Annotated in this window: 20 protein-coding genes, 1 tRNA gene and 1 pseudogene; 8 read left to right on the forward strand and 14 right to left on the reverse strand. The window is 67.1% G+C overall.

Annotation, left to right across the window (positions count from 1 at the left end; genetic code table 11):
- Nucleotides 1-534: 534 nt before the first annotated feature.
- The gene (locus tag MBA17_RS41390) at nucleotides 535-3,891 is read right to left on the reverse strand and encodes a glycosyl hydrolase family 95 catalytic domain-containing protein (RefSeq protein WP_238503363.1); all 3,357 of its coding nucleotides are present in this window, start codon (nucleotides 3,889-3,891) and stop codon (nucleotides 535-537) included.
- A 775-nt stretch (nucleotides 3,892-4,666) separates the two neighbouring features.
- Here MBA17_RS41390 and MBA17_RS41395 point away from each other — a divergent pair.
- Complete coding sequence (locus MBA17_RS41395; protein ID WP_238503365.1) at nucleotides 4,667-6,151, forward strand: RICIN domain-containing protein; 1,485 nt, start codon at nucleotides 4,667-4,669, stop codon at nucleotides 6,149-6,151.
- Between the two features lie 147 nt (nucleotides 6,152-6,298).
- Nucleotides 6,299-7,765: a pectinesterase family protein gene (locus tag MBA17_RS41400; protein WP_238503367.1), complete on the forward strand. Its 1,467-nt coding sequence runs from the start codon at nucleotides 6,299-6,301 to the stop codon at nucleotides 7,763-7,765.
- Nucleotides 7,766-7,837: 72 nt separating this feature from the next.
- On the opposite strand, the gene MBA17_RS41405 is transcribed toward MBA17_RS41400, so the two are convergent.
- Both MBA17_RS41405 and MBA17_RS41410 read right to left on the reverse strand, forming a co-directional pair.
- On the reverse strand, nucleotides 7,838-8,617 hold the full coding sequence (locus tag MBA17_RS41405; RefSeq protein ID WP_238503369.1) for a M15 family metallopeptidase: 780 nt from the start codon (nucleotides 8,615-8,617) through the stop codon (nucleotides 7,838-7,840).
- A gap of 28 nt (nucleotides 8,618-8,645) precedes the next feature.
- Complete coding sequence (locus tag MBA17_RS41410) at nucleotides 8,646-9,569, reverse strand: MerR family transcriptional regulator (protein ID WP_238503370.1); 924 nt, start codon at nucleotides 9,567-9,569, stop codon at nucleotides 8,646-8,648.
- Between the two features lie 43 nt (nucleotides 9,570-9,612).
- Here MBA17_RS41410 and rplK point away from each other — a divergent pair, with 43 nt between their 5' ends.
- Nucleotides 9,613-10,038, forward strand: a complete 426-nt coding sequence (rplK, locus tag MBA17_RS41415; RefSeq protein WP_238503371.1) for a 50S ribosomal protein L11 — start codon at nucleotides 9,613-9,615, stop codon at nucleotides 10,036-10,038.
- 295 nt (nucleotides 10,039-10,333) lie between these two features.
- Complete coding sequence (locus MBA17_RS41420; protein ID WP_238503372.1) at nucleotides 10,334-11,515, forward strand: AAA family ATPase; 1,182 nt, start codon at nucleotides 10,334-10,336, stop codon at nucleotides 11,513-11,515.
- A gap of 172 nt (nucleotides 11,516-11,687) precedes the next feature.
- Here MBA17_RS41420 and MBA17_RS41425 read toward each other — a convergent pair whose 3' ends face one another.
- Both MBA17_RS41425 and MBA17_RS41430 read right to left on the reverse strand, forming a co-directional pair.
- Nucleotides 11,688-12,518, reverse strand: coding sequence for a MauE/DoxX family redox-associated membrane protein (locus MBA17_RS41425; RefSeq protein ID WP_238503373.1), 831 nt, complete (start codon nucleotides 12,516-12,518; stop codon nucleotides 11,688-11,690).
- Between the two features lie 4 nt (nucleotides 12,519-12,522).
- Complete coding sequence (locus tag MBA17_RS41430; RefSeq protein ID WP_238503374.1) at nucleotides 12,523-13,473, reverse strand: hypothetical protein; 951 nt, start codon at nucleotides 13,471-13,473, stop codon at nucleotides 12,523-12,525.
- 422 nt (nucleotides 13,474-13,895) lie between these two features.
- On the opposite strand from MBA17_RS41430, the gene MBA17_RS41435 reads away from it, so the two are divergent.
- Both MBA17_RS41435 and MBA17_RS41440 read left to right on the forward strand, forming a co-directional pair.
- Nucleotides 13,896-14,402, forward strand: a complete 507-nt coding sequence (locus tag MBA17_RS41435; protein WP_238503375.1) for a SigE family RNA polymerase sigma factor — start codon at nucleotides 13,896-13,898, stop codon at nucleotides 14,400-14,402.
- A gap of 54 nt (nucleotides 14,403-14,456) precedes the next feature.
- A complete protein-coding gene (locus tag MBA17_RS41440; RefSeq protein WP_238503376.1) occupies nucleotides 14,457-16,058 on the forward strand; it encodes a fatty acid--CoA ligase in 1,602 nt (533 codons plus the stop codon).
- A 20-nt stretch (nucleotides 16,059-16,078) separates the two neighbouring features.
- On the opposite strand, the gene MBA17_RS41445 is transcribed toward MBA17_RS41440, so the two are convergent.
- Entirely contained in the window at nucleotides 16,079-16,555 is a 477-nt protein-coding gene (locus MBA17_RS41445) for a MarR family winged helix-turn-helix transcriptional regulator (protein ID WP_238503377.1), read from the reverse strand.
- Nucleotides 16,556-16,655: 100 nt separating this feature from the next.
- On the opposite strand from MBA17_RS41445, the gene MBA17_RS41450 reads away from it, so the two are divergent.
- Nucleotides 16,656-17,219, forward strand: a complete 564-nt coding sequence (locus MBA17_RS41450) for a YceI family protein (RefSeq protein WP_238503378.1) — start codon at nucleotides 16,656-16,658, stop codon at nucleotides 17,217-17,219.
- 138 nt (nucleotides 17,220-17,357) lie between these two features.
- Nucleotides 17,358-17,447 (forward strand) — tRNA-Ser (locus tag MBA17_RS41455).
- A gap of 85 nt (nucleotides 17,448-17,532) precedes the next feature.
- Here MBA17_RS41455 and MBA17_RS41460 read toward each other — a convergent pair.
- The 8 genes and pseudogenes from MBA17_RS41460 to MBA17_RS41495 all read right to left on the reverse strand — a co-directional run.
- On the reverse strand, nucleotides 17,533-18,882 hold the full coding sequence (locus tag MBA17_RS41460) for a tyrosine-type recombinase/integrase (protein ID WP_238503379.1): 1,350 nt from the start codon (nucleotides 18,880-18,882) through the stop codon (nucleotides 17,533-17,535).
- Entirely contained in the window at nucleotides 18,882-19,082 is a 201-nt protein-coding gene (locus MBA17_RS41465; protein ID WP_238503380.1) for a helix-turn-helix domain-containing protein, read from the reverse strand. The genes MBA17_RS41460 and MBA17_RS41465 overlap by 1 nt, the downstream gene beginning before the upstream one ends.
- 1 nt (nucleotide 19,083) lies before the next feature.
- On the reverse strand, nucleotides 19,084-20,697 hold the full coding sequence (locus MBA17_RS41470) for a helitron helicase-like domain-containing protein (protein ID WP_238503381.1): 1,614 nt from the start codon (nucleotides 20,695-20,697) through the stop codon (nucleotides 19,084-19,086).
- Nucleotides 20,694-20,852 (reverse strand): YheV family putative zinc ribbon protein, encoded by a 159-nt coding sequence (locus tag MBA17_RS41475; protein ID WP_238503383.1) that lies wholly within the window; start codon nucleotides 20,850-20,852, stop codon nucleotides 20,694-20,696. Before MBA17_RS41475 ends, MBA17_RS41470 begins: the two co-directional genes overlap by 4 nt.
- Nucleotides 20,849-22,274 (reverse strand): annotated as a pseudogene (locus MBA17_RS41480) (FtsK/SpoIIIE domain-containing protein). The gene MBA17_RS41475 and the pseudogene MBA17_RS41480 overlap by 4 nt, the downstream one beginning before the upstream one ends.
- Nucleotides 22,275-22,361: 87 nt before the next feature.
- On the reverse strand, nucleotides 22,362-22,670 hold the full coding sequence (locus MBA17_RS41485) for a hypothetical protein (RefSeq protein ID WP_238503384.1): 309 nt from the start codon (nucleotides 22,668-22,670) through the stop codon (nucleotides 22,362-22,364).
- Nucleotides 22,670-23,104: a plasmid replication, integration and excision activator gene (locus MBA17_RS41490; protein ID WP_238503385.1), complete on the reverse strand. Its 435-nt coding sequence runs from the start codon at nucleotides 23,102-23,104 to the stop codon at nucleotides 22,670-22,672. Before MBA17_RS41490 ends, MBA17_RS41485 begins: the two co-directional genes overlap by 1 nt.
- 115 nt (nucleotides 23,105-23,219) lie before the next feature.
- Nucleotides 23,220-23,485: UTRA domain-containing protein (locus MBA17_RS41495; protein WP_238503386.1), on the reverse strand; the 266-nt coding region annotated here is incomplete at its 5' end.

Raw genomic sequence — 23,485 nt, forward strand, 5'->3', positions numbered from 1 at the left:
CCGAGAATGGGCAGGGCGGTGGGATCTTTATCCCGGAATATGGTTATATTTCGGGCATTCCGCTACCCGCAGGGTAGATTACGGCGAATCAACCGCAGTACGGCTGCGGCTCGCTAGATCAGGCATTGACTCAATGAACATGTCAGATACCTGAAGTACAACTTCTGTCAGTTCTTATTCGGGGCAGATGATTATCGCCGCCATCGCGACGACCCCGCCCGCAGCCGCGGACCGACGGCCATTCGACGGAATCCTGCCAGGCCAGAGCAGCGGCCTGGGGGACGTTGTTCCGTCTGCCGGACCAAGCATGGCCCAGACCAATGGCCCAGACCAATGGCCCAGACCAATGGCCCGGCTCAGACCAATGGCCCGGACCAAAGCATGGTCCGGGCCAAAGCATGGTTCGGGCCCGCCCGGCCGCCGGGGCACTCGGTGCCGTCGCCGTCGGGCGGGCACCGCTTGCGGTCTGCGGCCGGGCGGGACGTCCGGGGAGGTCGTGTGGGCGGCGCGGTCGGTGGCGCGCCGCCGGTCAGCTCACTCGAAGGCCAGCTCCCGCCAGTTTCTGACCTCCTCGGCGGTCAGCCTTTTGGCGAAGATCGCCGCACGGTCCACCGAACCGGTCAGCCGCTGGCCGCCGCCCTGGTCGGCGCCGAAGCGCAGGGGCTTGGAGGTGCAGCCGGTGATGCCGTCGGAGGTGGCCTGGCCGGTGGCCTTCTGCTCGCCGTCCACATAGACGGTGATCGTGCCGCCACGGTCCAAGGTGACCACCAGATCGATCCAGCGGCCGGTGGGCAGGGTGTAGTTGACGGTGACGCCCGCGCCGGCTCCGATGAACCGCAAGGTGTTGCTCGGGGTCACATCGATCAGTACGCCGTCGGTGCCGGGATTGCCGGATGGCTGGGAGTCGAACAGCCGGCGGTATCCGGTGCCCGCGATCTTGACCTCGGTCGCGAACGTGGCTTCGGGCAGGAGGCCGAGGGTGGTGTTCCCGGTGGTGAGGTAGGTGCTTCCGTCGAGCACCAGCCCGTTGCCGGTGGGAGCGGTGCCGTCGTAGGAGGCGTCCCCGCCGGTGACGGTGGCGTCGCGTCCGTTGCCCGAGGCGTCGGTGACCGTGCCGCCCTGTTCAGGATTCCAGGCGACCAGTACCGAGCCCGGCTCGGGAGAGGCGCACGGGATCAGGGAGAGTACGGCCGTGGCCGAGCCCTTCCAGGAGTCGCCGGTGGCCGTGGCGCCGATCTGGGCGTATCGCGAACCGTTCGCCCCGGGGGGAGTGACGACGAACGTCGCGGTGCGCGACTGGCCGGGAGACGAAGCCGGCAACCGGACGGACGCGGGCTCCGCCGTCCACCCCTCGGGCAGCGTGAGCGTGACCTTGGAGGCGGGCACCGCGCGCCTGCGCGTGGCCGTCACGCTGACCTCGGCTGTGAACGGTGTACTCGGCATGACGGAGGAGGGCGTCTTGAGGGTAACGGCCGCCTCGTTGTGGATCGTGTACGTCTTGCCGGCCCGGGCGTTCCAGCTCAGTACGTCGCCGTCGCGGCGCGGACCTACCTCGTGGCCCTGCTCGTCGTAGACGCGATAGCGCCCGGCGATCAACGATGACTTGACCTTGATCGGCCCGGTCTTGCCGGGCCGTACGCTGATCGTGTCGGGAGAGCCGTCCTTCCAGGTGGCGCCCACGGTGACGTCGCCACGGGCGCGCAGACCCGACACCGAGCCGTCCTTCCAGGTGCTGGGCAGCGCGGGCAGCACGTGGACCACGTCGTGCTGGCTCTGCACGAGCATCTCCGCGACTCCGGAGGTGGCGCCGAAGTTGCCGTCGATCTGGAACGGCGGGTGGGTGTCCCACAGGTTGTCCAGCGTGGAGGCCTTCAGTTGCTCGCTGAGCATCTTGTGCGCGTGGTCGCCGTCGAGCAGTCGCGCCCAGAAGTTGATCTTCCAGGCCTTGGACCAGCCGGTACCGCCGTCGCCGCGCGCGGTCAGCGACACCTTGGCCGCGTCGGCCTCGGGAGCGCCCGCGGTGATCTGGTTGCCGGGGTGCAGAGCGTACAGGTGGGAGACGTGCCGGTGGTTGTCGGTCTTGGAGTCCCAGTCGCTCTTCCATTCCTGGAGCTGGCCCCAGGAGCCGACCCGGAGGCCCGGGTCGAGTTTGGCCAGTTTGGCGCTCACCTCGTCCTGGAACTTCTTGTCCACGCCGAGCTTCTCGGCCGCCGCGAGCGCGTTGGTGAGGACCTCGCGGACGATCTGCTGGGACATCGAGGCCCCGGCGGAGAAGTCGCCGTGCTCGGGCGAATAGCTCGGGGAGACCACCAGCGTGCCGTCACGCGGGTCGGTGTGCAGGAAGTCGAGCCAGAACTCCGCCGCACCCTTGATCACCGGGTAGGCGGTCTCGCGCAGGTAGTCGACGTCGCCCGTGAAGCGGTAGCTGTCGTACAGGTGCTGGGTGGTCCAGGCCGCGGCTTCGGGGAACCAGAACGAGCTGCCGTAGGTGTGCAGGCCGGTGAAGCCGAACGGGTTGGTCTCGTTGTTGACCACCCAGCCGCGCGCGCCGTAGATCTTCTGGGCCGTGTCGCGGCCCGGTGCGACGAGGGCCGAGATGTAGCGGTCGTAGGGTTCGGTGGTCTCGTGCAGGTTGGTCTGCTCGGCGAGCCAGTAGTTCATCTGCAGGTTGATGTTCACGTGGTAGTCGGCCGACCAGGGCGGGTTGGTGGAGTTGTTCCACACGCCCTGCAGGTTGGCGGGCAGGATGTCGTTCTCCCGGGAGGAGGCGATCAGCAGGTAGCGGCCGTAGGCGAAGAACAGCGCCTCCAGCGCCCTGTCGTCGGCGGAGGTGCCGCCGACGTAATTCCTGCGCAGCTCATCGGTGGGGATCTTCGGCGCGGTCTGGCCGAGGTCCAGCTTCACCCGGTCGAACAGCTGGCGGTAGTCGGCGATGTGGGCGGCCTTGAGGTCGTCGAAGCTCTTGGCGGCGGCCGCGTCGACAGTCCGGGTGACCTCGGCGTGCGGGTCCTCGCCGCGATAGGTGGGGTAGGCGTCCGCGTAGTCGGTGCCCGCCGACAGGATGAACACCGCGCTGTCGGCGCCCGAGACAGTGATCTTGTCTCCGGCGTCGGTACGGGTGCCGCCCTTGGTGATCACCTGTACCTGTGCCTCGAACTTCATCTTGTTGTCGCGCAGTTCGCCGCGGATGGTGAGCCGGCCATCGGAGGCCGTGACCGTCTTGTCGTTGCGCGGCGAGGTGTGCCGCAGGGTGAACGACACCTTTCCGCCCTGGTCCGCCGAGAGCCGGCCGACGACCACGTTGCCTGGGTTGGCGGCGAAGTACTCGCGGGCGTAGGTGACACCGTCGGCGGTGTAGCCGACCCTGCTCACGGCTTCGCGCAGGCTCAACTCGCGCCGGTAGCCGGTGGGGTTCCGGGGGGCATCGGCGATGTCCAGGTGCAGGTCGCCGAATGTCTGGTAGGCGCCGAACCCGGTCTTGGCCTGGCCGAGCTTGGCCGCCACATCCGCGGTGGGCATCTTGCCGTCGCGGTCGATCTGTTGCTGGACGTCCGCTATGGCGTTCGGCCGCGGCGTCTTCCAGTTGCCGAAGTCGTAACCGCTGTGGCCGGGGCCGCCGGTCCACAGCGTCTTCTCGTTGAACTGGATCTGCTCGGTGGCCACGCCGCCGAACACCTTTGCGCCCAGGGGGCCGTTGCCGATGGGCAGGGCCTGCGTCTCCCAGTCCGTGGCGGGTTTGTCGTACCAGAGGGTCAAGTCATCGGGTGTCTGGTCGATCTCGGGAGCCGACAGCGGGCCTGCCTGCGCGGAGGCCGGTGCTGACAGCCCGGCGGCCAGGGTTAACAGGACGATCAGGCTGGCACTGAATCGTAGATATGGGGGGTGGGCCACTGATTCCTCCGATCACACGGCGGTCTCAACAAGGAGATAGCACCGAAATCACCCGGCAACAAGAGTGGCATCGGATGTTTTCAGGGCATCGGCAGCGCTCGCTGCGAGCCACGATCGGAGATCAGTGGCTTGACCACCTGTTATGCCTAGGCCATCGAACGGCATGCCGTTGTCCGGCTTGAAATGATCCGATGTCCGCGCAGGGAGCCGGCCCTACGGCCCTCGGGTGGTATCCGCCAGAGCGGCAGGCGACGAGCTGCCCCGTCGCCTGCCGCGATCGCCGGCTGAGCCAGGCGATCGGGGTGCCGGTGGAGCCTGGGCGACCAGGCGGCGGCCGGGAGAAAGTTTCAGGTCCAGCACGCGCATCGAATCTCGAAATTTTCGCTGACGGACCGATCGTCCGGCCCTGGCCGGCGAAGTCCGCGCCGGTCCGGCTCTTGCGGCCGGAGAATGCCGTGACCAGCGGAAAATGCCGCTGAAAGGCCTGCCACTGGCCTGGGTCGCCGGGTGTCGACGGCTCTGCGGACAGGGTTCGGCCATGCGCCGAAAACCGGATCCCACGTTTGTTTCATGGATTGACGTAATCAGAAACGCGGTCGTAACCTCGCCCCACCGACGCGGAGGGCCACAATGTCCGCCTTTATCCCTTTATTTCGAGGCAGGAAGGCGCTCGGCGGGCGAGCACCGTGGGTTCTGCTGACTACTGATCTACCAGGCCTCGGGGCTGATTCATCGACAACGACAAAGGTTCCTCCGACATTCAAGGATGGAAATAATGAAGCTGCTCAGTAGAACGTTACGGCGCCGGGCCCGATCGATCAGCGTTCCCGTGGTCACGGCCCTGGTCACCGCCGCCGCGCTGGGGGTGGTGACTGGGCCGGCACAGGCCGCCGCGACGCCGGTCGCCGGTGGTGTTTACACGCTGGCTTCCGCGTCCAGTGGCAAGTGCGTCGTCGTGACCGGCGCCTCGGCCGACAACGGCGCGTTGCTCATCCAGACCGCCTGCTCCGCGACCGCCACCGACCAGCACTTCAAGGCCGTGGCCCAGGGCGGCGGGTTCAATCTGGCCAACGGCAACAGCGGCCGATGCGTGGACGTGCCCAACAGTTCCACGGTCTCCGGCACCCAGCTCCAGCAGTGGGGCTGCGGTGACGGAGCCAAGGCCAACCAGCAGTGGACCTTCGCCCCTTCCACCGCCGCCGCCGGCAAGTACCTCGTCAAGAGCGTCGCCACCGGCCTGTGCGTCAGCAACAAGGACGGCTCCACCGCGGGCAACAACCCCGTCGTCGAGGAGACCTGCTCCGACATCGCCCGCATGCAATGGTCCTTCAACCCCATCTCATCCGACGGCCGGTCCTGGTCGAACAACGCCGACGGGTTCGCCGGCACCAGCGGTATGGGCACCACCACGACGACCGGCGGCGCGGCGGGAACCACGGTCACCGTGTCGACGTACGCCGACCTCGTGAAGTACGCGACGGCCAGCGCCCCCCACACCATCCGGGTCAACAGCGCGATCACCGTCACGCCGTACGGCACCGAGATCAAGGTCGCCTCCAACAAGACCATCGTCGGCGTCGGCACCCGGGGCCACATCGTCAACGGCGGCTTCTTCCTCGGCGCAGGCGTGAGCAACGTCATCATCCGTAACCTGACCATCCGCGACACCCGCATGGCCGACGACGATCCGGACGACAAGGAGTACGACTACGACGGCATCCAGATGGACACCGCCCACCACATCTGGATCGACCACAACACGATCACCCGGATGAACGACGGCCTGATCGACAGCCGCAAGGACACCAGCTACCTCACCGTGTCCTGGAACGTCCTGGCAGAGAACAACAAGTCGTTCGGCATCGGCTGGACCGAGAACGTCACCTCGCGTATGACGATCCACCACAACTGGATCCGCGCCACCAACCAGCGCAACCCCAGCACCGACAACGTCGCCTACGCGCACCTGTACAACAACCACCTGCAGAACGTCACCGGCTACGGCAACTACGCGCGCGGCGCCACCAAGATGGTGATCGAGAACAGCTACTACGACAACGTGAAGGACCCCTACTACAGGGACGATGCCGCCCAGCTCCGCCAGACCGGCAGCATCGTGGTCAACTCGGAAGGTCAGCAGGAGACCGGCGGCTCCGCCTTCACGCCGTCCTCGTTCTACTCCTACACGCTTGACCCCGCGTCGCAGGTTCCCACGCTCCTCCGCACCTACGCGGGCCCGCAGGCCAACATCGGCGTGTGATCGACGCCTCGGGCCGGCCACGGTGATCGTACGGCCGGCCCGAGGGGTCGCAGGCCGACACCGGAGCGCTCCCTCGTGACCTTGGCCGATGTGAATCGCTCAGCAGGGCCGGCGACCGGACATTCACCCCCCAGGGAAGGACGAACCATGCGCCACGGCACACAAGCATCGAAATCCAGGCTAGTCACCGCGATCGCGGTCGTTCTGGCGGTGCCCGCCACCGTCGTAGCCATCGCCACCGGAATCAGCTCGGCCGCCGCGACGCCGGTCGCCGGTGGTGTTTACACGCTGGCTTCCGCGTCCAGTGGCAAGTGCGTCGCCGTGACCGGCGCCTCGGCCGACAACGGCGCGTTGCTCATCCAGACCGCCTGCTCCGCGACCGCCACCGACCAGCACTTCAAGGCCGTGGCCCAGGGCGGCGGGTTCAATCTGGCCAACGGCAACAGCGGCCGATGCGTGGACGTGCCCAACAGTTCCACGGTCTCCGGCACCCAGCTCCAGCAGTGGGGCTGCGGTGACGGAGCCAAGGCCAACCAGCAGTGGACCTTCGCCCCTTCCACCGCCGCCGCCGGCAAGTACCTCGTCAAGAGCGTCGCCACCGGCCTGTGCGTCAGCAACAAGGACGGCTCCACCGCGGGCAACAACCCCGTCGTCGAGGAGACCTGCTCCGACATCGCCCGCATGCAATGGTCCTTCAACCAGGTCTCCGGCCCCACCACCCCTCCCACCACGGGAACTCCGACTGTCGCAGCCGACGGCACCGGGCGTTATCGGACCGTGCAGGCCGCGATCGACGCGGTGCCGTCCGGCAACGGCAGCCGCGTGGTGATCACCATCAAACCGGGTAACTACCGCGAGATCGTCAACGTCAACAAGCCCAACGTGACACTGCAGGGCCTGGGCTCGTCCCCGTCGGACACCGTCATCGTGAACAACCGCTCGGCGTACACCAGCGGCACCTCCGGCAGCTACACCGCCCTCATCTCGGCCCGCGACGCCGCCGCCACCAACCTGACCGTCTCCAACGACCTCGACGAGAGCACCATCCCCAGCGGCCACCAGGCCGTCGCCCTGCGGCTGGACGGCGACCGCACCACCCTGACGAACGTCCGCGTGCTGGGCGACCAGGACACCCTCCTCGTCAACGACTCGGCCCGCGCGTACGTCAAGAACTCCTACGTCGAAGGCACCGTCGACTTCATCTTCGGCGGCGGCACGATCGTGTTCCACAGCTGCGACATCTACGAGAAGCGCAGCACCGGTGGCCCCATCACCGCGGCCAGCACGGCCGCGACCAAGACGTACGGCTTCCTGTTCTGGCGATCGCGCATCAACGGCGCCGCCGGCAACGTGACCACGCTGGGGCGGCCGTGGCGCCCTGACGCCCAGGTGCTGTACCGGGAGTCGACGCTGAGCGCGACGGTCGCCACCGCGCAGCCGTGGACGAACATGTCATCCAACTCGTGGCAGAACGCCCGCTTCCTTGAGTACCGCAACAACGGGGCCGGCGCGGGCGTCAACGGCAACCGGCCACAGCTCAGCGACGGACAGGCGGCGACCTATACGCCGCAGAAGTACCTGGCCGGCAGCGACGGCTGGAACCCCGTCAGCTGACCCGAACCGCGCGCCGGGGCCGGAGCTGTGCCGGCCCCGGCGCGGACACCACGACGCCTGTCTCCGCGGCCCTCAGCCGCCGCCCTTGGAGAAGTGCTGGTAGTCCTTGGTGCCGGACCAGTAGCCGCCCCACTCCCAGCCGAGGCTCTCGAAGGCCCTGACCACGCGGTCGCCCGGGTTGATGACGCCCGGCGCGTCGACCGGGCGGTCGGCGAACTTGCGGGCGTTCTTGTGCGCGACCGAACCGTCGGCGGTGACGTACGGGTTCTCGCGCGGATTGATGTCGATGGCGCGGCCGTAGGCGTGCTTGGACCAGCTGCTGGAACCCGTCGCGGGACGGCAGTTGAAGGCGGAGGTGTTGTTCGCCTCGATCGAGTCGAAGTCGTCGCCTTTGTAGGCGTCCACGCGTTCCATCTTCTTGATGGGGAAGCGCCAGCCGTACAGCCGTTTGAAGACCTTCTGGATGTCGTCGGTGACCGCCTTGTGCACGACCAGTTCGCCGGTGTGGGCGCGGTCGTCGAAGCCCCAGTAGGTCATGGTGACCATGCGGAGGTCGCCGAGCGGGACGGGGCAGCCGGGGCGCCAGGAGTACGGGACCTGGGCACGCGTGACCTTGGACACCTTGGAGGTGAAGGCCGGCGGCGCGGTACGTGTCGGTGTGGGTGCCGGGGTGGGCGTCTCGGCTGTTTCGACCGTCTTAGTCGTCTGAGCGGTCGCGCCGGTCCCGGACCGTGAAGTCTGTACGGCGGCGCCTGTCTCGGACGTCTGCACGGCGGCGCCGCCCGACTCGCCACAGGCGGTCACGGCGGCGAGACAACCGATCGCCAGGAACGTTTTCCCAAGTGAGGCCATGTGTCAGCATAAGCGATCCGTGAGCGGGTCAGGTCCCAGGGTGATCGTGGCACTTCAGGGCCGCCGCGATCCATCGATGGGCGAAGGTCTCCTCCGGCGGCCATGGTGTGCCGTGGATGATCGCGATCAGCTCCCAGTATCTCTCGGCGCGCGGATCGTGTTCCTCGTAGCTCTGCCGTACGGCGGCGCGGAAGTCCTGGCCGTCACGCAGGCCGCGGCCCTCGGCCATGGTGGACATGATCACGTCGAGGACGGGGGCGGCGGCGGGGGATTCGGGTGGGATGCCGCCGTGATGGGCGGTGAGCGCTTGTTCGGTGGATTCGCGGTTGGATGTCTGCCAGGCGGTGATGTCCAGTTCGTCGACGTGTTCCCAGAAGTCGGCGGACTGGTCGCGCAGGCCGGTGCGGAAATCCTGGTCCGAGAGGAGCTCGGTGAGTTCGAGCCAGGCGTCGAGCTGTTCGATGGTGGGCTCGTCGGGCAGTTCGGGGACCATGCATTCGCTCAGTCCCGCGAGCCATCGGCCGCGTGCGCGGTTGTCGCCCGTGACGTCGTGGACGAACGTGTCGACGAGCGTGACCATCTCTCTGGCGCCCAGCCGGCCGAGGGCGTTGAGTCTGCGCAGGTCCTCGTCGGTGGGGTCACCGCGGTCCAGCGTGGCCCGCAGCACGGCGCGGGTGCGCTGCAGCGCCTTGAGCTGGGCCTCGACGGTGCGCAGGTGCAGGGACAGCACGTCGCGCAGTTCCCGGGCGCCGAGGTCGCGGATCGTCCGGAGGTCGACTCCGATCTCTCTGAGCGTGCGGATGGTCTCCAGGCGCGCCCGGTCCTCGTCCTGGTAGAGGCGGTAGCCGGCGGCGGTGCGCTCGCGCTCGGGGAGCACGCCGCTGTCGGAGTAGAACCTGATGGTCTTGACCGGCAGACCGGAGATCTTGGCAAGCTGGCCGATGGTGTACATATTCGTTTGAGCCTCCCGTTACTGGAGACTTTAGCGTGGCGGCATGGCGAAGAAGAAGATCATCCGTGTTGCCAAGGTGCAGGTGAAGGCGGGCGAGGCGAGTCCGGCCACGGTGGGCAAGGACCTCGGCCCGCTGGGCATCAACCTGATGGAGTTCTGCCGGCAGTACAACGCGGCCACGCAGGAGCAGCGGGGCTTCGTGGTGCCCGCCCTCATCACGATCTACGAGGACCGCTCGTTCGAGCTCGAGACGAAGAAGCCGACCACGGCCTCACTGCTGCGACACGCCGCGGGCGTCTCCGCCGGGAGTTCGCGGCCCGGCCACGTGCGGGCGGCGACGATCACCCGGGCGCAGCTTCGGGAGGTCGTGCTGGCCAAGCTTTCCGACCTCAACACCACGGATCCGGCTCAGGCGGAAAAGATCATCGCAGGCACCGCTCGGTCGATGGGCCTGGCCATTGTGGACTGATATTTCACGACATCGGATGCGCTCGCAAGATCTTTAATCGCACTTTCTGGGAAACTCTCGCGCAGATGTTCGATCCCGCGCTACAGTCGGTGGCACCGGATCGAACACTGGTTCGGACGCCGTCTTCCCAGGTGAGGAGTGTGTGATGACGATGCTGGCGGTTTCGGCGCCCAGCCTGGCACCCGCGTCACCCGCTCCCACCCGGCGTCCGACGCCGCACAGGCATGCGACACGCCGTAGCACTTTCTACGGAAATCTACGACGGCCGCTATATCCCGTCATAAAGTCCGAGAGCGTGGATCCCGTGCGCAACCCCTACGCCCCCGGAGCGGGGCAGCGTCCCCCTGAGTTGGCGGGGCGTGATCGTGAGCTGCAACAGTTCGAGGTCGTGCTGGAGCGGGTGGCTCACGGCCGACCCGAGCGCAGCATGGTCCTCACCGGGCTGCGCGGAGTGGGCAAGACCGTGCTGCTCAACACCTTCAAGTCGATGGCGATGCAGCGATTGTGGGGCACCGGGAAGATAGAGGCCCGGCCCGACCAGTCGATCAGGCGGTCGGTGTCGGCGGCCCTGCACATGGCGATCAGGGAGCTCGCGCCGCGGCACCGGGCGCCCGAGCGCATCGAGGAGTTCCTCGGCGTGCTGAAGGCGTTCGCGATGCGCGACCCCTCCGCGGCCAAGGGCACCTCGCACTGGTCGCCGGGCATCGACGTGCCGGCGAGCAGGGGGCGTGCCGACTCCGGCGACCTTGAGATCGATCTGACCGAGTTGTTCGTCGACGCGGCGTCGGTGGCCACCGATCTCGGGGTCGGCATCGCCTTGTTCATCGACGAGATGCACGACGTGCAGGCGCCTGATGTGTCGGCGCTGTGCGCGGCCTGCCACGAGTTGTCCCAGAGCGGTGGCCCCCTGATCGTGGTCGGTGCGGGCCTTCCGCATCTGCCCGCCGTTCTCAGCGCGAGCAAGAGCTATTCCGAGCGGCTGTTCAGATACGCGCGAATCGACAGACTCGATCGTGAAGCGGCCGACCTCGCGCTGATCGCGCCGGCCGAGCGTGAGGGGGTCGAGTTCACCCAGGAGGCCCTCGACGCGCTCTACGCGGCGGCCGACGGATATCCCTACTTCGTTCAGGCGTACGGCAAGGTCGCCTGGGATCTGGCCCTGCAGAGCCCGATCACCGCCGATGACGTGAAGCTGGCGGCGCCTGAGGCCGAGGAGGAGCTCGCGGTCGGGTTCTTCGGCAGCCGCTACGAGCGGGCCACCCCGGCCGAGCGCGACTACATGCATGCGATGGCCTCCATCGGTGACGATCCGGTCGCCACGGCGGAGGTCGCAGAGGCTCTCACCCGTAAGCCGTCGAGCCTGTCCCCAGCCCGTGACAGCCTCATCAAGAAGGGGCTGATTTACAGCGCCGAGCGAGGGCTGATCGCCTTCACCGTTCCTCACTTCGGCAAGTTCCTCCGCGCACAGCCCATCTGAGCGCCCCACCTGAGCACACCGTTCGAAGCAGACAGCCTGAAGCAGCCAGATTTGATACCAGCCGGTCCATGTGGATCCGTAGACCTCTATACGGCTTTCTAGAGGGGAAGCTAGAGAGCCGTATAGAGCTAAATCGTGCCCCGATCATCGGGGGATCTAAGCGTCTCTAGTCTCAAGCCGATACTGGGATAGATTCCGGCAGAGAAGGCACCGGCAGACCGTCGGCCCTGACCAGGGCCACCCGCACCGGTGCCCGCCGCCCGCTGAGATAGACCGCGAAGACGACGTCGATCGCTTCACCGTCGGGCAACCGGCCCGAATACGCGAAGAACCGCCAGCAGAGTTCACGCCAGCTGTCCTCCGGCTGACCGGTGACGAGCAGCGGCTCGTGCGAGCGCCACAACGCGCTCGACCGGAGCCGTGCCAGCGCCGTGTCCGGGGAGAACGGCCGCTGCTCACACGGTGCGCGATATCTCAGCCGCGCGAACGCCTCCTCCAGCTCAGGTGACAGTACGGCGAGCACCACCAGCCCGCCCGCCATCGCGCCGATCACGGTCCACGACAGCCCGGACACCACGTTCCACCCGGACATGGGCACCCAGATCGATCCGGCCGCCATCACCGCGAGGGCCACCGTCCTGCCGATCGACCGCACGCCGATCGGCCGGGCGCTCACCTCGCCGAAGCACCCGCAGCCCGCATCGGGACGCCGTCGCCGCAGTTCGAGCAGGACATAGACCGACAGTGAGAAGAACGCCAGCACTCCCCACCGGAAGAAGGGAAGCGTGGTCATGGCGAGACCGGCCGCCAGGAGCAGTTCACCGCCCGCGCAGACGACCAGGGCCGGAGTCCGCCATCGCTCCGGCACCAGCACAGCGGGCCCGAGCCGGGTCAGTGTGCCCGGCTCGATGTCGCTGCGTGCGGTCGTCACCTTCGCGGTCGCGCCCATGGTCAACAGGAAGACCAGCAGCGGCACCTGCGCCGCGGCGATCGCTTCGAACACTCTCTCACCCCAATCCGACCCGGGCATTGAAACAGCCCTTGGTCAGTTCCCCACCCAGTTCGACGAAAGAGATCGGCGACAGTTCCGCTACTCGTCCCCGCGGAGAGGTGCCGCATTCCACACATCGGTCACAAAAACGGCCGGCGAGACAACCGCAGGCGATGATCGGCATCACACACGAGCGTGCCGTGCAGACGTTCTTCACGGTCAGCATCGAACCCAGGGAAAGATACGGCAGGCCGACGCAGGAGATCCCGGAATCCTCACATCCGGCATCGGATCGTTCCAGCTGGGGATACGCGGCACCGCGCTCATCCTCATCGAAGGAGTCCGACCAGGTGATCGTGCCGGAGATCCGCGACTGTGCCCCGCCGTACGCGGGGGGCGGGTGCGGCACGGAGGTTGCCCGGTAGGCGGGTTGCGAGGTCGCGGGGAGTTGGGCCGAGCAGCCGCCGCCGTCCCGCGTCCCGATCGCGTCGAAGAGATATCCCGGCTCGAAGTTCGGGTGGCGCACGCGCAACCTGCCGGAGGCGCGGTAGGGGATGGTGACCGTGCGCCGGCCCCGGTGCGGGCCGGAGTCGAGCACGACGACCTGGTCCTTGCCTTCGGGCTCGATCGAGATGATCGTGCCGGTGATACGGGTGATGTCCGCCCAGATCCGGTCGACGACCCGGCCTTCGCGAATGGCGCGGAGGATCACGTGTGCTCCCACCGGCACATCGGTCGCGGCCACTGTGGCGCCACGCCAGGCGGTCGCCCAGGGGGCGATGACCAGACGCTCCTCCTCGCCCTCCGCGGTCTCCACGATGATCAGATGGGGGCTGATGTCGCGGACCTCGCCGATGATCGCATGCAGTGGATCACCTTCGCCGGGAGCGTGCCCGGCAGGCTCGACATTTCGGCCAAGGGCGGCGGCCGCCAGCACGCGGCGCCGGTCGATGGTCGGATCGGTCATCGTCGGTCCTATCTGGTGGCCAGGGCTGCTGCAGCTAGCCTCACACGCCTCGCGGAGTGGTACGCGCGGTTGTATCGGCAAAGAGCACATGCACCCGTTCCGGGTAGAAAATACCCATCCTTGGTGGAATGAGTTGTCTCCTGATTCCCAGCAACTTGATACCCGGGAGTCAAGCACCACCCGCAAGGCCCACGCGAAAGGGTCTTGCGCGCTCACCGCCACCGACCTTGACCGATCTTTGCCGTTGAGGGGGCGAAACCTGGATTGTGGTTCAGCCGGATTAGGGCGACCGGCTGCGATTCTGGCGACTAGGGAGCGTCTGGCAAATGGTGCCTGTCACGTGGTGACAGTGCCTGATTCTTCGGAACACGACTGGGATTGCGCTTGGACCAGACCCCACAGTCGTCGGCTTGGTGATCGCGATGAAACTGGAATCTGATGAGTTCCGTGTCTATGTCGAGGCCCGCGGGCCTGCCCTGCTCCGCGCGGCCTACCGGCTGACCGGGCACCAGGCCGACGCGGAGGATCTACTCCAGTCCGCGCTCACCAAGACGTATCTCGCCTGGGATCGCATCCAGGATCACGCGGCACTCGACGGCTACGTACGGCGGGCGATGGTCAACATCAACATCTCGTGGTGGCGCAGGAGAAAACTGGAGGAGTACCCGGCGGATGAGCTACCCGAGTCGCCTTCCGACGATCCCGGCGGTGGCGACCTGGGTCACGAAAGGCTCGAACAAGCCCTCGACCGGCTGCCCGACCGCATGCGCACCGCGATCGTGCTGCGCTACTACGAGGACATGACCGAGCCGGAGATCGCGAAGACCCTGGGCATCAGTGTCGGCACCGTCAAGAGCACGGTGTCCCGCGCCATGGCCAAACTCCGGGGCGACCTGGTCATCCCCGAACAACGCCAGCCGACGAGGTAGGTGCTTGTCCACGCACCGGCCTTCGGGTGAGACTCGGAGACCGGAGGTGTCGCCATGCTGCCCACGATCCCCGACTTCCCCCTCACCATCACCTCGATCATGCGACACGGCACGGGTCTCTTCCCCGATCAGGAGGTGGTCACCTACACCGGAGACGGATTCAGGCGGCAGCCGTACGGAGAGCTGGCGCGCGACGCGGCACGCCTCGCCAACGCGCTGCGCGGGCTCGGCGTCACCGGCGACCGGCGGGTGGGCACGTTCATGTGGAACACGGCGGAGCACCTGGCCGCCTACCTCGCGGTGCCGAGCATGGGCGCGGTGCTGCACACGCTGAACATCAGGCTGTTCCCCGAGCAGCTCGCGTACATCGCCAACCATGCCGAGGACGAGGTGCTGCTCGCGGACGCCACGCTGATCCCGTTACTCGCGCCGCTCCTGCCCGAACTGAAGACGGTCAAGCACGTGATCGTGGTCGGCGAGACGGACCTGACCGTGCCAGGCAAGGAGATCCATGACTATCGCGCGTTACTGGCGGCGTCGGACGACGACTACGCCTGGCCCGAGCTCGACGAGAGCACGGCTGCCGCCATGTGTTACACCAGCGGCACGACCGGGAACCCCAAGGGGGTCGTCTACAGCCATCGCTCGGCCTACCTGCACTCGATGTCGGTGTGCACGGCCAACGCGATGGGGCTGTCGGCCAACGATCGGATCCTCCCGATTGTCCCGATGTTCCATGCCAACGCCTGGGGCCTGCCGTACGCCGCCCTGATGGCCGGGGCCTCGCTCGTGATGCCGGACAGGTTCCTGCAGGCGCCGCACCTGGCGCGGATCATCGCGGCGGAGCGGCCGACGATGTCCGGCGCGGTGCCGACGATCTGGAATGACCTGTTGCGGTACGCCAGGGAGCATCGTCCTGATCTCTCCTCTCTCCGGCTCGTCGCCTGCGGGGGTTCCGCCGTGCCCGAATCGCTGATGCGGGCACTGCAGGAGGAGTTCGGCGTCTTCGTCGTGCAGGCGTGGGGGATGACCGAGACGTCACCGCTGGCCTCCATCGCGCACCCGCCCGCCGACGCCGACGACCCGTGGGCCTACCGGACGACGCAGGGCCGGCTGCTCGCCGGGGTCGAGGGCCGGATCGTGGGCGATGGCGAGCAGGTGCTGCCGAACGACGGCGAAGCGGTCGGCGAGCTGGAGGTGCGGGGGCCGTGGGTCACCACGTCCTACTACCGCGACCCGGACGTCTCTCGTTTCCATGATGGCTGGCTGCGCACCGGAGACGTCGGCCGCCTCGACGCACAGGGCTTCGTCACCCTCACCGACCGGGCCAAGGACGTCATCAAGTCGGGCGGCGAGTGGATCTCCTCGGTGGAGCTGGAGAACCTTCTGATGGGCCATCCGGCCGTGGTGGAAGCCGCCGTGATCGGTGTGCCCGACGAGCGGTGGGGCGAGCGTCCGCTGGCCTGCGTGGTCGTGTCGGGTACGGCGAACGCCGAGGAACTGCGCGCTTACCTGGCGAAACGCGTGGCTTCGTGGCAACTGCCGGAGCAGTGGGCGTTCATCGAGGAGGTGCCGAAGACATCGGTTGGAAAGTTCGCCAAGCGGGTGCTGCGTGCCATGGCCTCGGAGGGAGAACTATCGGTCATTCGAGTGTGACCTCCATCCGCGCCCAGGAGTCATTCGGGTGTGACTCCGGCGGTGGCGCAGGGCCGTACGACGTCGCGGATGATTCGCAGGGCGGAGAGCAGGCCGTCGAGTTGCCCGGGTGTGAGCAATCCGGTGAACCACTTCTCGATGTCGGCCAGGTGGGCGGGCAGCAGCCGCTCCAGTTTCTCCGCGCCCGCGTCGGTGAGCACGGCGTACGACGCCCGGCGGTCGGTCGGGCACGCCTCCCTCTTGACCAGCCCGTCGCGTTCCAGCCTGTCGACGACCCGGGTGACCCCGCTGGTGGACAGGCTGGTCTGGCCCGCGAGATCGGTCATGCGCAGTCGGCGATGCGGTGATCTCGCGATCCGGATCAGCGTCTCGAAGTCGACGTCGGACAGTCCCGTGGCGGCGATGGCCGGGCTCATCTTCGTCATGAGGCCGGTGTGGACCTCGGTGAGCAGGCCGATCGCGGTGAGCCGGGGATCGTCGAAGGGAAGCACGGTCACAGTGTAGATGACGATAGTTGACGGGCGGAATATTCCTCGTGTAGATATCTGTTGTCGCAAACATCCGCACAGCAATCATCTCTGCCGAGGAGCACACAGCATGAGCACCCGCGCCTGGGAAGGCCTCACCATTCCGGCGGCCGGCACCTTCGACCTCGACGGTGCACACACCCGCATCGGTTTCGTGGTCAAGCACATGATGGTCAGCAAGGTTCGCGGCAACTTCGGGGAGTTCTCCGGCAGCGTCACGATCGCGGAGAACCCGCTGGAGTCGACCGCCGAGCTCACCGTCAAGACGGGGAGCATCGACACCCGCTCCGCCGACCGCGACACCCACCTGCGCAGCGACGACTTCCTCGCCGCCGACAAGTTCCCCGAGCTGACCTTCCGCACCACCCGCGTGGTCAGCCAGTCCGGTGACGAGTTCACCGTCGCGGGCGACCTCACCATCCGCGACGTCACCAAGGAAGTCGAGCTCACCGTCGAGTACGGCGGCGCCGGCACCAACCCCTGGGGCCAGGAACTGTGGGGCTTCTCCCTCACCACCGAGTTCGACCGCGAGGACTTCGGCCTCACCTGGAACCAGGCCCTTGAGACCGGCGGCGTCCTCGTCGGCAAGAAGGTCAAAGTCGAGGTCGAGGGCGAAGCCGTACGGCGCGCCTGACGTTGTCCACAGCTTTATCCACATCCTTTGTCCACAGCCTGTGGACAAAGGATGTGGCACGAGCCGCCCCGGTGAGCCAATCCGCTTTGCCGCAAGGCCGCAAGGCCGGTACGCTGTCCTGAGCCAACGTGGCTACCAGGAGGTTTCGCCTAGTCAGGTCTATGGCGCCGCACTGCTAATGCGGTTTGGGTCTACAGCCCATCCGGGGTTCAAATCCCCGAACCTCCGCAGCTCAAAGGCCCTCTCCCGATTCCGGGGCGAGGGCCTTTTGGATCTCCGAACACTGCTGAGGTTGCAGTTCGGGTTGCAGTTGTCAGGCATCGCCCCAGAGAGCGGCGCCCATTCGCGTGCTCGCGTCCTGCATCAGCACGCCGGCTACGTGGGTGTATCGCTCCGTGGTGGTGACCCGAGCGTGGCCGAGGATCTCCTGAACGACACGGATGTGCACCCCCTGTTCGACTAGGAGCGTCCCCGCTGTGTGGCGCGCGTCGTGGAGGCGGGCATCTCTGACCCCGGCTCGCTTGAGCAACGCTTTCCACATCTTGTAGTCCTCGCTGCGCTCAATCGGCCTGCCGTGCCGGGTGGCGAAGACGAGGTCATGATCCTCCCACTGGTCGCCCGCTCGCTCGCGTTCCGCCTGTTGCGCGTCGCGATGTGTCCTCAGGAAGGGCAGCAACTCGGGAGGGCACTGAAGAGTGAGCTTGCTCTTTCCTTTGCGCTGTCGGAAGATCATGCCGCCGCCCGTGCGCTTCGGGCAACGGTCCGCGTGGCCGGTACATCCCTTGGGGCACGATCGCTTCGGGCACGTGTGACCGTGGCGCTTGCAGACCTTCGGGCAGTCCGGCCGATGCTTGTGCTCGGTACACCGCTTCTTGCACGGCCAGCGGTGCCAGTCATTGCCGCATGCGTGGGGATCGTCGCAACCGTGCTCCCACGGCTTGCGCTGCACCTGGTACCACGCCTTGATCACGCCGGTCTCCAGGTCGACGAAGGACCACCGGAGGCCGAGCGCTTCCCCCTGCCGGATGCCCAGTGAGAGCGCGACCGACCACCGTGCGGCGTTGCGCCTGGTCCTGGCCGCTTCAAGGATCTTCCGTGCCTCGTGACGAGACAGCGGCTCAAGATCGGGATCATTCGCCACGGGCGCATCGATCAGTGTGGCGACGTTCCTCGTGATCTTGCTACGCCGAATGCCGATCTTCAGCGCGCGGGAGATGATCCGATGCACCTTGAGAACCGTGCTGGACGAGAGCCCCCGTTCGAGCATGGTCGTATACGCCTGGTCGAGGTGCTCGGGGGAAAGCTTGTCGAGGCGGTGCCTGCCGAGTAGCGGAATGATCCAGTTACGGGTCTTGGATTGGTAGTCATCCAGTGTCCGGGGTGCCATCGTGCCCGAGGCGACGAGCCGCTCACAGATCACGTCGAGGTACTCCGTCATCCATTCGCCGACCGTGGGGGCCCGGCCGGGTTTGCTGACGTGACCGGCCTCCCGTTGGCCTTCCAACTCGACGACCTTGGCGGTTACCTCAGTTTCGGTCTTGCCCTTGCGGTGTCGGCGGTCGGGGGAGCCGTCCGGTTTGATGCCGACCGTGACCCAGCCGTGCCAGAGACCATCCTTACCGAGGAAGATGGACGAACGACCGTTGGGCTTTCTCGCGGCCATCAGGCCACCTCCTTACGGGAAAGACCGGCATAGGCCTCCAGCGCACGGGCGTACTCGTGGAGAGCCCAACGAGGAACCAGCCGATACCCCTCGTCCTTGATTGACTGGAGTTCGCCTGTCTTGATCAGGCGGAAGACGGCTGTGCGGCTGATGCCGAGGAGCACGGCTGCGTCCTTCGGGCGGTAGAAGAGTGGTTCCATGTCAGGCCGCCTCTCCGATTGCCGAAGGATCTTGTCCGGTTGCTTGGGCTTCCAAGTCTTGGAGGTGGGCACGCCATCGCTGGCGTTCGTGGACGGACCGCAGGAGTCGTACGGCCAGCGGCGGCACGTTGGCGTCCCCTTGAGGGACCGGTCGCCAGATGTAGCGGTGGGGGTCGGCGGGTTCGTCTGGTTGGCCGAGGGCTTCCAGGACCCATGTGCGGCGATCCTGTTTGTGTTCGGTGAGGGTCTTGTTGGACCACTTGCGGGAGACCAGGACGCGACGTCCGGCGTAGCCGAGGTGGTCGGGCTTGTGGGCTTTGCCCCGGCACCGGCCGGGCATCATCCCCGGCTTGGCGTTCTTGGGCTGGACGCCGTAGCGGAGCCAGTTCGGGCAGGCCGGCGAGCACGGTTCGTAGCGCAGCGCCTCAGCCATGCGCGCGGCGTGGTCGCGCTGCCGGGCGTTGTCCGGGTCGAGAGTGTCGGCGATGGATTTGGTGAGGTACTTGGACAGATACCGGATGCACTGGTCGGCGTCCGGAGTGCCGGCGAAGACGCCTTGCACGTCGACCTGTTGGCCGAAGCGGAGCACATGCAGCGGTTCGGCATCCTCGTCGGCGTCGAGCTGGTCGAGCGCTTGATCCCAGGTGGGCAGGACTTCCCCGGTTGCCGGGTCGAGGTAGCCGACGCCATCGGCCCACGCGGGCAGGTGGTCGCCGTCGAAGACGACCTGATCCGCCGGGGGCCACCACACCTGGTGGTAGGTCGCCGCCGCTATCTGCTTGATCTCCGCACGTGGGAGGGTGCCGCGGATGGCCATGTGCAGGTGCGGTGCGAGCCGTTTCTGTGTTTCCACTGATGCGAAGTACTGGACGTCGTAGCCCGCGACGCGGCGAAGGTTCTGCACGAACCGGTCCACCAGTTTGGCGAAGTGCAGCGCGTCCCGAGCGGCCCGCGCGTAGTCGTAGCTGTCGGGGTCGACGGGGACAGCGTTCATGATCTTGCCGTAGGAGGGGAGGGTGAGGGTGACGAACAGCGACGGCCGGTAGACGTTCCCGCCGGAGCTGGTGAAGGTCCGCCCGAGGGTGGTGTCCCGCCGGGTTCGCTTGGGCAGGTCCGGCGCGTCCTGCCGCCGCCGGGTGGAGCGGTTGCGCTTGGAGGCGGTGCGGCCGAGCACGTTGCCCCGCATCCCCGCCTCGCTGATCTCCTCATCGATGCCGACGACGGCCGCATCCAGGTCTGCCGTGTCTTCGCCGGCGGATGCGGCTTCATCGCGCTGGGCTTGGACGTCGGAGCGGAACTCGATCAGCCAGCGTTGATCCTCGTTCGGCTCGTCGGGAGTGACGGCGGGTTCGGCCTCCAGGTGCCAGCCCTCGCGGCATTGGGCCATGCGGAGCTGCCGGTTGCGCTTGGCACACGGCGGGCACTTGGCGTCGAGGGTGGCACCGCAGGGGACATCGACGATCTCTGTCTGTCCGGTGTGAGTGTCGGTCCGTTTGAGCGCGATCGGGCGGATGCACACCCCGTAGCGTTTGGCGACCTCTTCGACGACGTCCCGCGCGATGGGCATGGCTTGGCGGACGGCGCGGGGTAGGGCACGGTCGTGGGGGTCGGTCATGAGTTCCTCCTCTCGTCGAGGTGGTCGGGGATGACGGTGACGCGGTGGCCGCACTCGCGGCACTCGACCAGGCCCCGCATGGCGTCCAGCCACAGGGCGTCGAGGGCGTGGCAGTCGGCGCAGCGCAACCCGTCCAGGAAGTGAGCCAGCGTCATACGGCCTCACCTCCCGCGTACTCGTTCGCCATGGCTTTGATGTCGGTGTCGGAGACGTAGGCCGCGCGGACCCGCACCGGATCGGGTGAGGTCTCCAACCGGACATAGGCCACCCCGGCACCCAGTTCCGGACGGGGAGAGATCAGGTCGGCGTGCGCGCCGCGATCCCGTGCGCCGTCGCCCAAGACCATGTCGACCTGTTCGGACTCGTCCAGCCGTAGCGCGATCTTGTCGGGGAACAGGTTGCGGATGTTCATGACCTCTTTACGCGGGTCCTGCAACGCGGCCAGGACGCCGACGCCGACCGCACGACCCTGGGTGGTGAGCGTGGCCAGCGCGGCGGTGATGCGGTGCCTCAGGTGCTTGTCGGGTTGATAAGCGGTGAGGAACGCCACCTCATCCACCACCACCAGGACGAACGGGTCATCGGTGGTGGGGACGTGGGAGCGCTGGACTCCGGCGAACCGGCCCGCCCGTTCCTGCATGACTTTGACGGCCTCATCGAGAAGGTCGGCGCACTGTTCGGGGTCGGCGGCGTACCGGTCCCCGAACAGCCGGCGGCCGTAGGACAGTTCCATCAGCTTGGGATCCAGCGCCCAGATCTGGACCAGGCCCGCCGCCGTCGCGGGGAGCAGGCCGCGGATGATGGACCAGATCCACGAGCCTTTCCCCGATCCGGTGGCCCCCGCGACCAGGACGTGAGTTCCGTGGAGGTTGAGCCGGTACGGCGTGCCGTCCTCGCACGTGCCGATCTCGACCGGCCCCACATCCGCTAACTGCGGGGTGGGCACGGCGGGGAGCGGTTCGGCGAGCGGGGTCACGGCGCGGGAAGGTGAGGAGCAGCCGACCGGCCCGAGCGATGGAGATGCGGCAGGTGGTGGCGCCGAAGCCGTGGGCGAGGTGATCGGCGCGTTTGGTCCAGTCCTCCACCGCCTGCCCCTTCAGCATCGTGACGGTGACGTGGTCGGCCCAGCCGTCGCAGGTGACGCGGAGCAGTCGGGGGAGGTAGTCACGGCCTCGCAGGTTCCGGCCGAGCCCGGAGACGATCATTACGGGTTGCCAGTGCCGCCGGTAGATCCAGAAGCGTCGCCAGAACGCCAGCAGTCGCCACCCGGCCAGGCGGGCGAAGGAATCACGATCAATCAGCGCCCATCCGGTCAGACCGGAGACGACGAAGGTGGTCAGGGCCGCAGCCAGGGGCCAGCCGTACAGGACGCCCAGCGCCACCGGGACGGCTACGGCGGTCATCGCTATGGGGTGGGTAAGGATCGTGCGGATGAGACCGGCCAGGACGCGCCAGGCGAAGATGATGATGGTGAGGATGGCCGGGGTGGACACGACGGCCGGGCGGAAGACGACGGCGGTGTCGGGGGTGGTGGAGACGAGGTTGCGTGTCTCGTCGCCGGGCAGTTTTCTGAACATTAGGATCAGGACCTCTCGTGATTTCGCAGTCAGGGAGAACCGGGGGCCGCCGGAAGTTGCACCTTCTGGCGGCCCCGCTTGCATGACTCAGGCCGCCGTCTGGCCGGCCCGCTCGGGACGAGTGGCCGGAGGATTACCCCGACCGTTGGCCAGGCCGACGAACATGCGCTCCACCGACCTCGCGAAGTCGTGGGCTTCGCGGGCGAGCTGGCGGGCGAACGCGACGTCATCAGCGGTGACCATGTCGCCGGCCGAGGTGGTGACCAGGACCGAGGTGGCGCCGAAGTCGAGGATCAGTACCGGGGTGCGGCAGGGGTAGGGGTGGTTGGTGGCGTGTGCGCCGTGTCCGGTGTTGAGGTTGATCACGCTGGTCGGGCGGTTCCTGCGTCGGGACATCAGGCGGAGTCCTTTCCGGAGGTGGCGGGGGCGGGCTTGCCGTTGGCGGCTGCTGGGGTGCGGGGGGCGTGCATGTGGCGGGCGCGGATGGAGTAGGCCAGGCGTCCGGTGGCCTGGTTGACGTACGGGGTGACGGTGATGTCGTCGAACTCCACCGGGGTGAACGGCAGCCCGGACACCGGGGCCGGGGGTACGGGCTGGTCGGTGGAGAGGATTTTGATGGCGAGGGTCTTCTGTGCGGCTTTGAGGGTGGGGTCGCCGTCCATGACGGGGACCTGCCAGACGGGTTCGCCGGTGTGCTTGTCGCGGGCCTGGACGAACCGTTCTTTGGTGGAGGCGTCGAAGTCCTTGACCTTCTCGACCTCGCCGACGATGTAGCAGCCGTGGGGGAAGAGCATGGGGTAGGTGATGGGGATGGGTCCGTGTAGTGCCATAACAGCTCACTCCTTGTATTGACTGACAGACACTTAACCTATCAAGTACTCAGAGGATAAGAGAGCCTGCTTGGTAGGTCAAGTACCTAAGCGGGCTTTCGTGTGTAAGACTCGGCTAACCGATCGGGTAGGCGTCTTCCAGCTCATGACGGTCAGCGGGGAGAAGAACCTCCACCGCCACCAGCGCACGCCCGGAGGCGTCCTTCACCGTGCCGTACACACCCAGCAGCGGCGTGTTCTTCGGCATGGCGAGCTGCTTGCCCTCCTGCGTGGTGGGCATCCGCGCGGTGATCTGCTCCGCGACGTGATCGAACCGCACGCCCTTACGCGCCTGGAGATGCTCGCGAATGCCCTCATCCAAAGGTGCCGCCGTGGTCAGGT

The organism is Dolomitihabitans soli (assembly GCF_022213955.1).
GTDB lineage: Bacteria > Actinomycetota > Actinomycetes > Streptosporangiales > Streptosporangiaceae > Streptosporangium_A > Streptosporangium_A soli.

Bases quoted from the DNA above. Each gene is read 5' to 3' on its own strand.
- MBA17_RS41405 (WP_238503369.1), bottom strand. From the start codon at position 8,617: ATGGCCTCACTTGGGAAAACGTTCCTGGCGATCGGTTGTCTCGCCGCC.
- MBA17_RS41470 (WP_238503381.1), bottom strand. From the start codon at position 20,697: ATGACCGACCCCCACGACCGTGCCCTACCCCGCGCCGTCCGCCAAGCC.
- MBA17_RS41450 (WP_238503378.1), top strand. From the start codon at position 16,656: ATGAGCACCCGCGCCTGGGAAGGCCTCACCATTCCGGCGGCCGGCACC.
- MBA17_RS41400 (WP_238503367.1), top strand. From the start codon at position 6,299: ATGCGCCACGGCACACAAGCATCGAAATCCAGGCTAGTCACCGCGATC.
- MBA17_RS41490 (WP_238503385.1), bottom strand. From the start codon at position 23,104: ATGGCACTACACGGACCCATCCCCATCACCTACCCCATGCTCTTCCCC.
- MBA17_RS41410 (WP_238503370.1), bottom strand. From the start codon at position 9,569: ATGTACACCATCGGCCAGCTTGCCAAGATCTCCGGTCTGCCGGTCAAG.
- MBA17_RS41465 (WP_238503380.1), bottom strand. From the start codon at position 19,082: ATGGAACCACTCTTCTACCGCCCGAAGGACGCAGCCGTGCTCCTCGGC.
- MBA17_RS41395 (WP_238503365.1), top strand. From the start codon at position 4,667: ATGAAGCTGCTCAGTAGAACGTTACGGCGCCGGGCCCGATCGATCAGC.
- MBA17_RS41460 (WP_238503379.1), bottom strand. From the start codon at position 18,882: ATGGCCGCGAGAAAGCCCAACGGTCGTTCGTCCATCTTCCTCGGTAAG.
- rplK (WP_238503371.1), top strand. From the start codon at position 9,613: ATGGCGAAGAAGAAGATCATCCGTGTTGCCAAGGTGCAGGTGAAGGCG.
- MBA17_RS41475 (WP_238503383.1), bottom strand. From the start codon at position 20,852: ATGACGCTGGCTCACTTCCTGGACGGGTTGCGCTGCGCCGACTGCCAC.
- MBA17_RS41430 (WP_238503374.1), bottom strand. From the start codon at position 13,473: ATGACCGATCCGACCATCGACCGGCGCCGCGTGCTGGCGGCCGCCGCC.
- MBA17_RS41435 (WP_238503375.1), top strand. From the start codon at position 13,896: ATGAAACTGGAATCTGATGAGTTCCGTGTCTATGTCGAGGCCCGCGGG.
- MBA17_RS41440 (WP_238503376.1), top strand. From the start codon at position 14,457: ATGCTGCCCACGATCCCCGACTTCCCCCTCACCATCACCTCGATCATG.
- MBA17_RS41485 (WP_238503384.1), bottom strand. From the start codon at position 22,670: ATGTCCCGACGCAGGAACCGCCCGACCAGCGTGATCAACCTCAACACC.